The organism is Asaia sp. As-1742, from assembly GCF_011753235.1.
GTDB classification, from domain to species: Bacteria; Pseudomonadota; Alphaproteobacteria; order Acetobacterales; family Acetobacteraceae; genus Asaia; species Asaia bogorensis_B.
Window position 1 is genome coordinate 298,913 of sequence record NZ_VWWA01000002.1, and the last position, 12,702, is coordinate 311,614.

Genomic DNA, 12,702 nt, shown 5'->3' on the forward strand with positions numbered 1-12,702 from the left:
GGCGATGCGGGGTGCATCGCCCGATGCGGCAGGGTGGAAGCGATCAGATCGCGCTGTCTTTCGGCAATTTGTCCTGCGTTCTAAGCTCGAAATCCGAGCTGTCATGGCGTTCGCGAAGCTGGGAAGAGAGCGGGCCTGAGAGCCTGTTCACCATCCGGCCCCGCTGGACAGCAGGGCGCTCAAGCAACCGGGCTGACCACGCCTGCACATGGGAATACTCCTGAACGCTTAGAAACTGTGCAGCATCATTATAGAGCCAGCCTTCAACAAGGCCGCCATACCAGGGAAAGATTGCCATATCGGCGATTGTATAGGTGTCGCCTGCTATATATTCATGCCTGGCAAACTGCCGGTCGAGAACGTCCAGCTGGCGTTTGGTCTCCATGGCAAACCGGTTGATTGCATATTCGATCTTCTCAGGGGCGTAGGCATAGAAATGGCCAAAGCCGCCGCCGAGATAGGGTGCGCTGCCGACCTGCCAGAAAAGCCAGTTCAGACAGGCCGTGCGCGATGGAACATCCCGAGGCAGAAAAGCCGCGAATTTCTCGGCGAGATAAAGCAGGATCGATCCTGATTCGAAGACGGGCAGGGGGGGTGCCCCCGCTTTGGTCAACCAGCGCCGGGATCTTGGAATTCGGGTTGATGGCTGTAAAGCCCGATCCGAACTGATCGCCATCCCCTATATTGATCAGCCAGGCATCATATTCCGCCCCCTCATGTCCCAGGGCCAGGAGTTCCTCCAGCATGATCGTCACCTTTACCCCATTGGGCGTACCCAGTGAGTACAGCTGGAGCGGGTGATGCCCTACGGGGAGGTTCTTTTCATGCATCGGCCCGGCGACAGGGCGATTGGTGCTGGCAAATTTGCCACCATTCTGTTTGTCCCATGTCCAGACGCTGGGCGGTGTATAGTTTTCCGAAGCAGTCATGAGCGCTGCTCCCGACTGTGGATAGGGAAATTGGATGGGAAGAGGGCCCGTTGTGCCTGATCGTCCATATCTGTCTTGAATGCGTGCCTCTTCATGAGCGCCTGCACGCGCGACACAGCCGGTCGGGCATTGATGTCGTGCATGAAGCGATCAAGCGCAGGCCAGCGCTCGAGCGGATAATCTTCCTTGAGCACACGGGGCGCACGCTCCAGCCAGCCCCAGGCAGACATATCGGCAATCGTGAAAGTATCGCCCACGATGTAACGGCGGTCCGTGAGGTGCTGGTCGAGAACTGTGTAATGTCGTTCGACCTCGCGCCTGTACCGATTGACGGCGTAGTCCAGCCCGGCGGGCGCTGCATGCTGAAAATGCACGGCCTGACCGGAAAAGGGCCCCAGACCGGATGCGATAAACATCAACCATGACAGCAATTCAGGCCGGTCCGCGGGGGTCCCGAGATATTGCCCGGTTTTTTCAGCAAGATAGATCAATATTGCATTGGAATCGAACACGCGTGTTGCCGGGCCCGCAGGACCTTCGGTGTCGATAATGGCAGGCACCTTGCCATTGGGGTTGATCGCGAGAAACGCCGGGTCATGCTGATCACCCTTGCGGGTATCGACCGGTATGGCCTCATAGGGCAACCCGGTTTCCTCGAGCATAAGGGCGATTTTCGCCGGATTGGGCGTGGGATGGAAATAAAAACGGATCATGATAGCTCATCCTTGCGAAACCATGTCAGTCTGATTGGCAGTATGGGCGGGTTCTGCTGACGCTCCACCGTACTGGTGATCGCAATCCTGTGGTTACCACGGAGCCCTAGACCGCGGCCGCACCACCGTCGACAATGAGGTCAATGCCTGCAACATAACTGCTTTCATCAGAAGCCAGAAAGAGCGCGGCCGCAGCAAGTTCCTCTGGACGCCCCAATCGCTTCATGGGCACGGCCGCGGCCCATTGACGCTTGACGGCTTCGGCACCTTCCGGCGTATCGGCCTGGCTGTCCATGATCGGTGTGTCGAACGGTCCGGGGCTGAGGGTATTGATCCGTATGCCGCGTTCGACCAGTTCGGCCGTCCAGGTTCTGGACAGGCTGCGTATTGCAGCCTTGCTTGCGCTGTATGTGCCATAGCCAGGCACACCCTTATTGGCAGCGATGGATGAGACAAGGATGACTGAGCTGCCAGATCGCAACAGGCCAAGTGCCTTGCTGATCGTGAAATACAGGCCTTTCACGTTGATATCGAACGTCCGATCGTAATTGGCTTGTGTTGCCTGTTCGAGGGTTTGAGGCAGAACGATACCGGCATTGGCGACCAGGATATCGATAGCCCCATGTTCACGCAGTATCGTTTCCACCATGCGTTCGATATCGCCGGGAAGACTGACATCGGCCTGTATAGAGGCGGCCTGACTGCCCAATGCCGCTACAGCCCGCTCAAGCTCGGCCTGTCGCCGACCGGTGATATAGACAAATGCGCCTTCAGCGATGAAACGCGTTGCGATGGCAAGCCCGAGCCCGCTGCTTCCTCCGGTCACAAGGGCCGTTTTTCGATGCAGTTTCGTCATAACTGGTCCTTTTCGAAGGCAGATCGCCGTGAAGTACTCACGAAGCGCTAGAGGGGCGCAGAGAGGTTCGTGAACGCCGCAGGCTGGATGTCATCGGGAGCGCGAGACGCGGCCCGTTCTACCGGTAGGGTGCAGTACTTGGGTGAGGGATCAGAGCAGACCGCGATGGCCTTCATACTCTTCGCTTTTGTCGAGTCCACGCTCAGCAATGATCTTCGCAGCGACAGGCATGACACCCGAAATGGCGGGGAAGCCCACATAAGGAAGCATCTGTATCAGAGCCTCCTCAATTTCCTTCAGCTTCATACCGTGATCGAGCGCAAAACCCATATGGAGGCCGAATTCATGGGGCTGGCGCAGCGCAACCATGACGGTCATGGTGATGAGACTTCGACGCGCCTGATCGAGCCCTTCACGTGTCCAGATGTCCTCGAAAACATGATCGACTGCATACCCGGCTATGGCTGCGCCAAAAGTGCCTGACTGTGATGCCGAAATGAGCTTGGCGGATTGTTCGTCACCCATCAAATGGCGTGTGAAGCGATTGCTCATGTCATTGGAGCGCATATCTCTCTCCGTATCCTCAGTGAAAAACTCCGCCCCTGCGCGAGCCGGGGCGGTATGGATGGAGCGATCAGTCGGCCGACTGGGTAGCGTGGCGCAGGGCAGGAAGCATGTCGGCAGGTTCCGGGCGACGCGTATAATCCGGGTTGACCTCGGCATAGAGAATGACGCCGTCCTGACCAATGACGAAGCGGCCAGGCATAGGCAGCGTCCAGCTGTCGTCACCATTGAAACCGGGCAGATCGTTCTTGAGATTCTTGTAAAGCTCAATCAGATAATCAGGCAGGGTGAAGCGAAGGCCAAACTGCGCGGCGACGTCATTATGCGTGTCAGACAGGATCGGAAATTGCAGTTCATTCTGGCGGACTGATTTTCGGCTATTCACCGCCGTTTGCGGGGAGATCGCGATCAGATGGGCGCCAAGCTCACGAAATGAGGGAAGTGCCGCTTCGAGAGCCTGCAATTCCATGTTGCAGTAAGGGCACCACACACCGCGATAAAAGCTGATGACCAAGGGCCCCTTGGCCAGAAGATCAGCAGAAGAGACAGGGTTGCCCTCAGGGTCGTTCAGCGTAAAGACGGGTGCCTTGTCTCCGGCTTTGAGGGCTTTTTCCGCAGCGCCGGACGCAACCAGCTCGGCGGTGGCACGGTGCATGGTTTCGATGACGCTATGCGGAACGTTATAGGGGGGCTTTCCGGCTTCGAAATCGGTCTTGAAGGCGTCGAGCTTTGCCTGAAGTGTCATGGGTTCGTTTCCTTGAAATCTGGTGACGGATCTAACGATAGGAGGTCGCCGTACCGGAGGGATGATGGCAGGGGCGACTAATGGTCATTCCCTGGTGGAATAACCGCGGTGGTTATTGCTCTGCTGTCGAGGCGTCGAAGAAGGGATAATCGGTGTAGCCACGAGCATCGCCGCCGTAGAAGGTCGAGCGGTCGTAATTTGTCAGAGCAAGGTCCTCGCGAAGGCGCTCAGGCAGATCGGGATTGCTGATGAAATGCCGGCCGAAGGCGACGGCATCGGCATCACCGGATGCGAGCACGGCTGCGGCACTGTTTTTGTCGAACCCACCTGCCGCGATCAGCGTGCCCCGAAATCTCTCGCGCAGATCACGCGCGGCCACAGGTTCGCTCTCGGCGATGAGTTCCGTGCCCTTGATGCGGGGTTCAACCACATGCAGATAGGCGATGCCGAGCCTGTCCAGCTGCTCCGCCACATAACCGAAGGTTTCTTTGGGGTTGCTGTCTGACATCGAGCCGTAGGTGCCACTTGGGCTCAGGCGAACACCCACGCGGTCTGCCCCCCAGACGGACATGACTGCCTGGGTCACTTCCAACAGAAAGCGGGCGCGGTTCTCGATCGGGCCACCATACTCATCGGTGCGGTGGTTGGTACCGTCCTGCAGGAACTGGTCTGGCAGATAGCCATTGGCGCCATGAATTTCCACGCCATCAAAACCTGCCTGCTTTGCCCTTGCGGCACCTTTCCTGAACCGCTCGATCACCGCAGGAATTTCCTCCAGCGAGAGGGCACGCGGCATGGAAAACGGGGCAGGGCCACTGGGCGTATAGGCGTCGCCTTCTGCCTTGATTGCAGAGGGCGCGACCGGGGCTGCACCACCTGGCTGCAGATCAGGATGCGACTGTCGCCCTACGTGCCACAACTGCATGACAATCTTGCCACCGCGTGCATGAACGGCTTCGGTCACCTTGCGCCACCCGTCTATCTGGGAGTCGTCATAGATGCCCGGCGCGCCGGCATAGCCGTATCCTTCGAGCGCAACGGGTGTTGCCTCTGAGATGATAAGACCGCCGGGTGAGCTGCGCTGGCTGTAATACAGCGCCATGAGGGCATTGGCCTCGCCAGTATGGTCCGACCGCATGCGCGTAAGGGGTGCCATGACGATTCTGTGGCCGAGCGACAGCGCCCCGGCATCGAAGGGCGTAAAAAGTTTGTTCATGGGAATGACCTCGGAGCGATCAGAAAAGGATCAGTTTGGGGCGGCGAGCGTCTCAACCCGGGCGATACCGCGCTGAACGCCAGGTCTGGCCGCAATCCGCTCGTACCAGCGGGCGATATGAGGGGTGTCATCGAGGGTGAGGCCGGGAAAACTGCGCCGCCAGAGCCAACCGAAATGGGCAATATCGGCGATAGTAAAATGATCGCCTGCCACGAAATCCCGGTGCGCCAGCAAGGTGTCGAGCGCTTGCAGGACGCGTTTTGCCTCTTTGTCGAAGCGCTCGATCGCGAGAGGCAGGTTCTCGCTGGCGAAACGCTGGAAGAAACCCGATTGGCCGAAGGCGGGGCTCAGGGCAGAGGCGTGAAAGAAAAGCTGTTCGAAAACGCGCGCCCGTTCGGCCCCGGTTGCAGGGAGAAGGCGGCCGGTTTTTTCAGCTAGGTACACGAGTATGGCTGCAGACTCTGTGAGGACGAGCTTCTCATCCCTCGCGTCGTGATCAACCAGTACGGGAACCTTCTGGTTGGGATTAAGCGTCGTAAAGGCCGTGGTACCCTGTTCGCCTTGCCGGATATTGATGCCGTGTAGCGCATAGGCGAGATCGAGCTCTTCCAGCGCGATGGTGACCTTGACGCTGTTTGGCGTCGCGAAAGCGTAGACCTCAATCATGAGCGGTTCCTCCATCAGGTTTTGCAAGAAGAGCGGAGAGCGCCGGGAGAAGGGCAGCGACCATGGCTTGTGGCAGGTCACCGGTGAGCTGATAGGCCGAGATGAAATGCGACACCGGTCGTGTTGATACGGCGTTAGTGAAATGAACGATCATCCTGAACCCTGCTCCATCCTTCCCCGACGCTGACCGGGTTGCAGGCCTGGTTTGCCTCTGTTTCACTGGGCATGGCAGATGGCTCGATGCGATAAGCATCATTCCCGGGAGGAATAGGATGGACCGATATCAGGCGATGACCACGTTCGTGCGTGTGGTCGAGACGGGTTCATTCTCAGCGGCGGCAAGGCAGCTTCATGTTGGTCAGCCCGCTGTGTCGAAAATCGTGGCACAGCTCGAAGCGAGGCTACAGGTCAGCCTGCTCATACGCTCCACTCATGGCCTCACACCCACCGAAGCAGGGCAGGCATATTATGAACGCGCACGCAATGCGCTTCAGGAGGCCGACGAAGCGGAGCTGGCCGCGCGCGGTGCAGGGAGCGGCCTGTCCGGGCGCCTGCGTGTATCGGCGGCGACAACATTTGCACGATTGCACATCATACCGCGGCTGCCAGCGTTTCTCGATGCGCATCCGCAGCTCGATGTGGATATTCTGCTTGATGACCGGATGATCGATCTCGTGGCCGAGGGGGTCGATATCTCGCTGCGTATGGGGGCTTTGGTCGACTCCTCGGCGGTCGCGCGCAAGCTGGCGACGGGCAAACGTTCGGTGCTGGCCACACCAGCCTATCTGGCGCGTGCGGGCATGCCGTTGGTCCCTGCCGATCTGGCTGCTCACAACGCGATCGTTTACAGTCAGCTCCCCAATGTCTGGTCATTTCACAGGGATGGCTCGGCTGTCTCGGTGTCCGTTGCGGGGCGTCTCAGGGTCAGCGCTGCCGAAGGCTTGCGGGCAGCCATACTCGCTGATATGGGCCTGACCATCACCTCGGACTGGATGTTTGCCCCTGAACTGGAGAACGGCGCCGTAACGCGCCTGCTTCCGGCGTGGTCTTTGCCTGATATCGACCTGTGGGCTGTATTCCCCACGGGTAGAATGATGACCGCAAAGGCAAGACAATTTGCAGATTTCGTGCAGTCTCTAATGGCGCCGGTTTCCTGATTCTGGATGGGGCACCGTCGGCCTTGAGAGTCCCTTCCTTATGGTTATCGGCCTCACGATTCTTGGTGTGGGGGCAAACATGGATCGCTGGGCGGCTCGTGGAACACGATCTCACATTCGGATACGACAGGACCGGTAGTCAGAAGCCTCTGCACGGGTTGGTAGCGTTGACGTCGTGATGCCATGCCATTCGGCCCTGCGTTGCTCTTTTGCCCACTGGACTGGGGACATCCTTGGCGCGACGCCCGGGTCTGCGCCTGATGTGTACGGCCAGCTGCTTCCGGTTGTTGGGTTGTTGGTACGGGGGAAGGCAGCAACCAGCTGCTCAGGCTTTTTTCATGCCTGTCGAGGGGGTGATTACCTTATTGACTGGTACGCTTAGCACACATTGCCGGATGACGGGGCATTTCATGCTCAAGATACGACCGGATCTGTCGTATCAAACGCTTAGATGTGTCTGGCGGGCAGATCTTTTCAAATATTGAGTACCCCATATTAGACAATTAACGATTTCGATGTATCTCGACTGCCGTGAGTTCGGTTTGACGGCCCAAGAAGCAAGATAGGAAACGACTGAGATGACGACTGCATGTTCCGATAGCCTTGGTTCCGGTCTGGATAGACGCTCGGGAGCGGGAGTGCAGCAGGAAAGTCAGTTGTCCCGTCCCCTTCTCGAGCAGTATCGTGAGGTTCTCTTTACGAGTCTCATCACCAGTTGCGGGCTTGATGCCCTGCTGTTTCGCGATGACGAGGCGAATGGACACGTCGATACATTGCACAACGTGACCGAAAGTCAGAAAAACGGCCAGGAACCAATATTCTAGAAAGAGGCCCATGCCCAGGCCCATAAGGCGCGGGGCGAGTACAACAGCGCTGAATATCACAGCGACAAGGCCTATATCGCCAAGGGCAAGGAATTCAATGCTCTGCGTGATCAGGGCAAGCTGATTGATGGTCATACTGGTCAGCCGATCCTGCCGGGTCAAAAATTCGATCGAGATCATGTGATTGCCGCTAAAACGCTCCATGACGACGGGCGTTTTGCACTATCAGGTCTCGATCCTCGTGTGCTGGCCAATCAGGACAGCAATCTCGTGCCGACCGACAGGTCCGTGAATCGTTCAAAGAAGGATATGCCGGCGACTTCTTACGCCGAGAAGTTGAGTCGGCAGTACGAGGCCCGAACCGAATATGTACGTCGATTAAAAGCTGAAATCCAGAATGGGACTGCCCCGGATGGGGCTGAAAAAACACTCCACAAGGAGCAGCAGAAGCTTCTGGTAGACAAGAAGAGGATGGAAGAAAACGAGAAGGCAGCAGAGCGTCGTCATAGGAGTGAACATAACCGGGCATATTATACCAGCCGGGATTTTCTGGGGACAACAGCGCTCAGTGCTTTGAGTAGCGGCGTCAGGATGGCCAGACGTCAGGCACTTGGTCTGATTCTCATGGAACTGTCTGCCGCAGTCTATGCGGAAGTGCCTGCAATGTTACACGACTGGAGGTCCGCTCCGGACTGGAAAACAAAGCTGGACCCCAGGCCATTTCTCGCTCGACTGGGTAATGCGCTTGCAGCAGCATGGGAACGCATCAAGGCGAAGGCGGGGCCTATCTTCAAGGCGGGAGTGAGCGGCTTCGGTGCCGGCGTGCTCGCCGAAATTATTACCACGGTTATCAATATATTCGAGGGAACTGCAAAGTCCGTCATGCGGCTGATGAGGAATTTCTGGGCTGGCATCATGCAGTCAGTCGAAATTATCCTCTTCAACAAGGATAACCTGGACCCCGAGGCCCGTCTCGCGGCGGTAATGCGTATTCTTTCGATTGCCGTGGGGGGCATGATCCAACCGGTTATTGCGGAAGTACTCAACAAGTTCATGGAGACGCACGCGACGGTTATCCCCGCATTTGTGCGCGAAGTTGTCTCGGAATTTGCCGGTGCTGCCGTGGGCGGGTTGGTGAGCGTGACTTTGGTTTACGCCATTGATCACTCGCCGGTTGTCCATGCAATTATGGTGGTTGCGCGAAAAGCCGGGGCACTGACGCAGGAGGTATATCGTCAGGTTGCTCACTACGCCGGAATGACGTGGGAGGCGCTTGAGTCTGCAACGCAGGGATTACGCGAGATCGGGAAATCCCCGGCATTTAATATGGCAGTTCTATTCACGGCCCCTCCGTTGGGTATTGCTCTTGCCGCGTATAATCATCTCTCAGCGATAAAAGAGGACACGGCGAAAACCCTCGAACATGTCGAACGAGTGGAAGCAAAGATCGTGGATCTCGAGGCGAATATCCAGTCGGGATTCAGAAATATCGATGCTCTGGTGAAAGAAAGCAATGCGATGCTCCATTGCGTTCTGGCCAACCAGGATCAGCAGATGACAATGTTGACCGAGATACGTCAAGAAATGCGGACCGGTTTCGAAAAGACTCTGGTCGCCATCCAGGAATCTGCTGTCCATGCTGCAGGCCTCGTCACCTTGCGAGGGATCCAGGAAACGCTTACCCAATTGATGACACGCTATCGCAACTGCACAGAGGTGTTGAGGAGAGGGGAGTTGCCGTCCTCGCGGGAGCTCGGTGCTATTGATGAGCTCGCATCAGTGCTTTCAGGGAAATACGAAACCAGTCTTGGTGAGCAGCCTGCGGGTGCCGCAAGCCGTTTTCCGTTACTGAGCGGCATGGCTATCGCGCTCAGCGTACGTCACGACGTAAAAAATCTGATGCAGGAACAACTGGCAGATTGTCATGCTGAGGGGCAAAGACTAGCAAATATTGCACGCAATGAGCTTCGTATTCTCTGGAGCAAGGCAACATTTTGGGAGCGTACGCAGGAACGTGCTTGGCTGATTGGCCAATATGCAATCCTTCGTCGTACCTTGTCGACGATCACGCAGACCCGGGATGATTTCGCGTGGTCTGCGAATGACAACGACATAATGACGGCGCCTTCTTTTGGTGTAACGGGTTGGAACGACGGATTGGACGTTGCTCGTGACGTATTCGAAGCCTGCAAATATGAGCGACCGGAGACAACCATCAGCCTCCGGACATCGGAAGAGCGCGAGGGCTGGCGTCAGCTCGCAGGTCTGCCACGTGCGATGATCGTCAATGAAATTCCCATGCAGGTATTTCGCGAGCAGTTGGGCATTCCGGCAGATGTCCCTCTTGGCGGAAGGGTGATCGAACTGTTGCGCGCCGCGCCTCAGATGATCGCTTACAACCATGATCTGCTCATTTCGGAAATTGGCTAACGCCCGGAAATCGAGCGGCTCCGCGATTGTTTCCTGTCGCATGGGAGGGCGTTTGGAGTGATGGCCCGCCGCACCTGTGTCCAGAAACGATCCTGCCGCGTGAAAACAAGTCAGAGAGGAAAATTACGAAATGAACGAAATCAAAAGCTCTCCAGCACCCGATCTCAGAGACCTGTTCAAGGATTGCGCCACGCACTGGCAGCAGCGCGTCAGGGACATATCAGCTGTCACACAGGATATCGAAAGCGCGTTTGCTACTGAGCTCGATCCATCGAGGCGTGAGAGCCTGGCGCGAAAGCGCGAAGCGCTGGATAATGCTTTTCAGACTCTTTTGGAGAATGCCCGGTCGCCGGAACTGGTTATTGCGACAACGGGCACAACGAGCTCTGGCAAAAGTACGCTTGCAAATTTCCTGATTGGCGACAGCATCCTGCCGTCTGCCGTGCAGGAGATGAGTGCGGGTCTGGTGAAGATCCGGCATTCTCCCCATAGGCATACGCTCAGGATTATGTCCACACGTGGCGCTACCTGGGAAACCGGAGAGTGGGATAATCTGGATGCGGAAGAGATGCGACGCCGTCTCGAAGAGACAATGGACGCATTTCGTGAGGCTGAGCGGACAGACCCGTCGCTGGGTGCGCTTCATTTCGAGATCGACTGGCCCATTCGTATTGCTCTGATGAAGCGGCATTTCGGCCTGCCTGAGGAGACGAGGATAACCATTCTCGATTTGCCGGGCCTGAAAGCCATGAATGATGAACGCAACGGCCCTGTTATCCGTGAGAACATCACGCATGCCCTTTGTCTCGTCGCTTATAATGCTGAAGAGACTGATGACAAGAAACAACGGGAATTGCTGAATCAGGTCGTCAGTCAGGTCACGTCCATGCGCAAGACGTCAGCCGTACTGGGACGCATGCTTTTTCTTCTCAATCGTATCGATGCTTTCTCGAGAAGCGATAGCGATCCGACAGCCAGTCTTGCCCGCTTCAAGTCATTTGTAACGGATCAGCTGCGTTGCGGCCTTAAGGCAGAGCTTCCGGAAGAGGCGGATGTGATTGAGCAGATTGACGTCGGAACCATCTGCTCACTACCTGCGCTCCTCGCTACGAGTGCTGCGAGCGCATGGTCGGACAAAAACCTGCAGAGCAGCCTTTTCAGCAAGGTAGAGGCCGGGTTCAAGGCCATATTTCCCTCTGAATACTGGGATGATTATCCACGCAAGCTGGATACGCTCAAGGATGATCAACGCCGGCATCTGATTGAGGATACCTTGCGGTATTCCCATGCGATTGACTTCGAAAAGAGGCTTGGCAAGCACATAGCAGCGAACCTCCCGGAGATCGCTCTGGCTGGGCCCATGAACGACGTTACAGAGCGTGCCCGTGAATTGCTGGTCGATCTGGACCAATTGCTACAGGCCTGGACGCTTCGGTCCGAAAATGAGGCGGCTGACCTCAAACAACGCCTCTCAGTGATTGAGCAAGTTCTCTCGCAGGAAGCCGATGAGACGATTTCGGTACTTAGGAAGATAGAGCAGGTTCAGTCTGGGCCGGAGAGAGGCAAGGAGACTGGCTTTACTCTGGGCATGGTTCTTGAGGAGATTGAAAAACGGGCCGGGAGCGAACTCCGGCTAACAATGCCGATCAAGGATATCTACGAAGGCGCCTTCACTCGTCCTTTTAGGGAATTGGCTGACTACACGGAGGCCGTCCTGATGGGAGAGACACCCGTCATCTCTCCTCTGATGACGGCGGCACCGGCCCTTTCAGAATTCACTGACTCAATCGTTGCCCTTCGCGCATCGCCGTACGGGCGTGTCTGTTACGCGGGCGGCCGATTCAATGATGGCGCAGAGGCTCAGGCGGTGGAAAAGGCGCTTCAGGCGTTTGCAGAGCAGCTGTCCGAGATTGCAAGCTATGTCATCCCGCTTTCCGCAAACTGGAGTGGAGATCGTGCAGTCATTGCTTTTCGTGAGTGTGCTTCCCTGCTTCTGGCTGCGATAGAGAGACGGGGGGCCGTCGCGCTCAAGGATGAATTGCAAGATTTCACCGGGCTGAAGACGATTTTCGAAGGTGAGATAACGTTCCCGTCCTTCAAGGGCAGGAAGATCAATCTCTTCAGTGAGGCTGAGCGTTGGAGCGAGGTCGAGACGCGAGAAGAACAGGAGATCCTCTATCAAAGATCGATACGTACCTTATTTCTCTGGCGTCATCGGATAGAAGTGACCGTTCAGAAGGAGTATCAGGTCAGCGGCATTCATGTTCCTGGGCTTGGCGACTTGTTCGCCGATTTCCAGAAAAGCCAGGACTTTGCACACTGCCAGAAGGACGTGCAGGAATACGTTCTGTCGCTCGTGGAAGTGTTTTCCAAGAACCTGCGAACCAGAATAAGCAAAGGTATCGATGGCTATCGTCAGGCAATCGACCAGAGTTTGCACGAGATAAATCAAAAGAATAAGGCAGATGTCGTCGAGGCCGGTAATCATAGAAGTAAAGTCAGAAGACTGCTGAATGTCTCTCCTTATGTTCCATGCTGGACCAGAAACGAGCAGGATTGCGTCCGACATGACATATGATTCGACACGACATTCGCGTTTGGC

Annotated in this window: 11 protein-coding genes and 1 pseudogene; 3 read left to right on the forward strand and 9 right to left on the reverse strand. The window is 56.5% G+C overall.

Annotated elements, in window-relative coordinates:
• Window positions 1-43: 43 nt before the first annotated feature.
• The 8 genes and pseudogenes from yghU to F3J08_RS04050 all read right to left on the reverse strand — a co-directional run bounded on the left by yghU (window position 44) and on the right by F3J08_RS04050 (window position 5,843).
• Window positions 44-929 (reverse strand): annotated as a pseudogene (yghU, locus tag F3J08_RS04015) (glutathione-dependent disulfide-bond oxidoreductase).
• A complete protein-coding gene (locus F3J08_RS04020) occupies window positions 926-1,642 on the reverse strand; it encodes a glutathione S-transferase family protein (RefSeq protein WP_166928526.1) in 717 nt (238 codons plus the stop codon). The pseudogene yghU and the gene F3J08_RS04020 overlap by 4 nt, the downstream one beginning before the upstream one ends.
• A gap of 106 nt (window positions 1,643-1,748) precedes the next feature.
• Entirely contained in the window at window positions 1,749-2,498 is a 750-nt protein-coding gene (locus F3J08_RS04025; RefSeq protein ID WP_166928527.1) for an SDR family NAD(P)-dependent oxidoreductase, read from the reverse strand.
• Window positions 2,499-2,648: 150 nt separating this feature from the next.
• Entirely contained in the window at window positions 2,649-3,065 is a 417-nt protein-coding gene (locus F3J08_RS04030) for a carboxymuconolactone decarboxylase family protein (RefSeq protein WP_166928528.1), read from the reverse strand.
• Between the two features lie 67 nt (window positions 3,066-3,132).
• Window positions 3,133-3,807, reverse strand: coding sequence for a peroxiredoxin-like family protein (locus tag F3J08_RS04035; RefSeq protein WP_062164577.1), 675 nt, complete (start codon window positions 3,805-3,807; stop codon window positions 3,133-3,135).
• Window positions 3,808-3,919: 112 nt separating this feature from the next.
• Complete coding sequence (locus tag F3J08_RS04040; protein WP_166928529.1) at window positions 3,920-5,023, reverse strand: alkene reductase; 1,104 nt, start codon at window positions 5,021-5,023, stop codon at window positions 3,920-3,922.
• A 30-nt stretch (window positions 5,024-5,053) separates the two neighbouring features.
• Window positions 5,054-5,689: a glutathione S-transferase family protein gene (locus F3J08_RS04045; protein WP_166928530.1), complete on the reverse strand. Its 636-nt coding sequence runs from the start codon at window positions 5,687-5,689 to the stop codon at window positions 5,054-5,056.
• A complete protein-coding gene (locus F3J08_RS04050) occupies window positions 5,682-5,843 on the reverse strand; it encodes a hypothetical protein (protein ID WP_158625400.1) in 162 nt (53 codons plus the stop codon). The genes F3J08_RS04045 and F3J08_RS04050 overlap by 8 nt, the downstream gene beginning before the upstream one ends.
• Window positions 5,844-5,961: 118 nt before the next feature.
• Between F3J08_RS04050 and F3J08_RS04055 the strand changes: the two genes are divergently transcribed.
• Complete coding sequence (locus F3J08_RS04055) at window positions 5,962-6,846, forward strand: LysR family transcriptional regulator (protein WP_166928531.1); 885 nt, start codon at window positions 5,962-5,964, stop codon at window positions 6,844-6,846.
• Window positions 6,847-7,349: 503 nt separating this feature from the next.
• Here the strand turns inward: F3J08_RS04055 and F3J08_RS04060 are convergent.
• Window positions 7,350-7,874 (reverse strand): hypothetical protein, encoded by a 525-nt coding sequence (locus F3J08_RS04060; RefSeq protein WP_166928532.1) that lies wholly within the window; start codon window positions 7,872-7,874, stop codon window positions 7,350-7,352.
• Here F3J08_RS04060 and F3J08_RS04065 point away from each other — a divergent pair.
• Both F3J08_RS04065 and F3J08_RS04070 read left to right on the forward strand, forming a co-directional pair.
• Window positions 7,851-10,100 carry a hypothetical protein gene (locus tag F3J08_RS04065; protein WP_166928533.1) on the forward strand — a complete coding sequence of 750 codons (2,250 nt, stop codon included), beginning with the start codon at window positions 7,851-7,853 and terminating at the stop codon, window positions 10,098-10,100. The genes F3J08_RS04060 and F3J08_RS04065 overlap by 24 nt on opposite strands.
• Window positions 10,101-10,230: 130 nt before the next feature.
• The gene (locus tag F3J08_RS04070; protein WP_166928534.1) at window positions 10,231-12,678 is read left to right on the forward strand and encodes a dynamin family protein; all 2,448 of its coding nucleotides are present in this window, start codon (window positions 10,231-10,233) and stop codon (window positions 12,676-12,678) included.
• The last annotated feature ends 24 nt before the right edge of the window (window positions 12,679-12,702 follow it).

Excerpts from the sequence above, each read along its gene's own strand:
- F3J08_RS04020 (WP_166928526.1), bottom strand. The coding sequence starts at position 1,642 with ATGATCCGTTTTTATTTCCATCCCACGCCCAATCCGGCGAAAATCGCC.
- F3J08_RS04025 (WP_166928527.1), bottom strand. The coding sequence starts at position 2,498 with ATGACGAAACTGCATCGAAAAACGGCCCTTGTGACCGGAGGAAGCAGC.
- F3J08_RS04030 (WP_166928528.1), bottom strand. The coding sequence starts at position 3,065 with ATGCGCTCCAATGACATGAGCAATCGCTTCACACGCCATTTGATGGGT.
- F3J08_RS04035 (WP_062164577.1), bottom strand. The coding sequence starts at position 3,807 with ATGACACTTCAGGCAAAGCTCGACGCCTTCAAGACCGATTTCGAAGCC.
- F3J08_RS04040 (WP_166928529.1), bottom strand. The coding sequence starts at position 5,023 with ATGAACAAACTTTTTACGCCCTTCGATGCCGGGGCGCTGTCGCTCGGC.
- F3J08_RS04045 (WP_166928530.1), bottom strand. The coding sequence starts at position 5,689 with ATGATTGAGGTCTACGCTTTCGCGACGCCAAACAGCGTCAAGGTCACC.
- F3J08_RS04050 (WP_158625400.1), bottom strand. The coding sequence starts at position 5,843 with ATGATCGTTCATTTCACTAACGCCGTATCAACACGACCGGTGTCGCAT.
- F3J08_RS04055 (WP_166928531.1), top strand. The coding sequence starts at position 5,962 with ATGGACCGATATCAGGCGATGACCACGTTCGTGCGTGTGGTCGAGACG.
- F3J08_RS04060 (WP_166928532.1), bottom strand. The coding sequence starts at position 7,874 with ATGGAGCGTTTTAGCGGCAATCACATGATCTCGATCGAATTTTTGACC.
- F3J08_RS04070 (WP_166928534.1), top strand. The coding sequence starts at position 10,231 with ATGAACGAAATCAAAAGCTCTCCAGCACCCGATCTCAGAGACCTGTTC.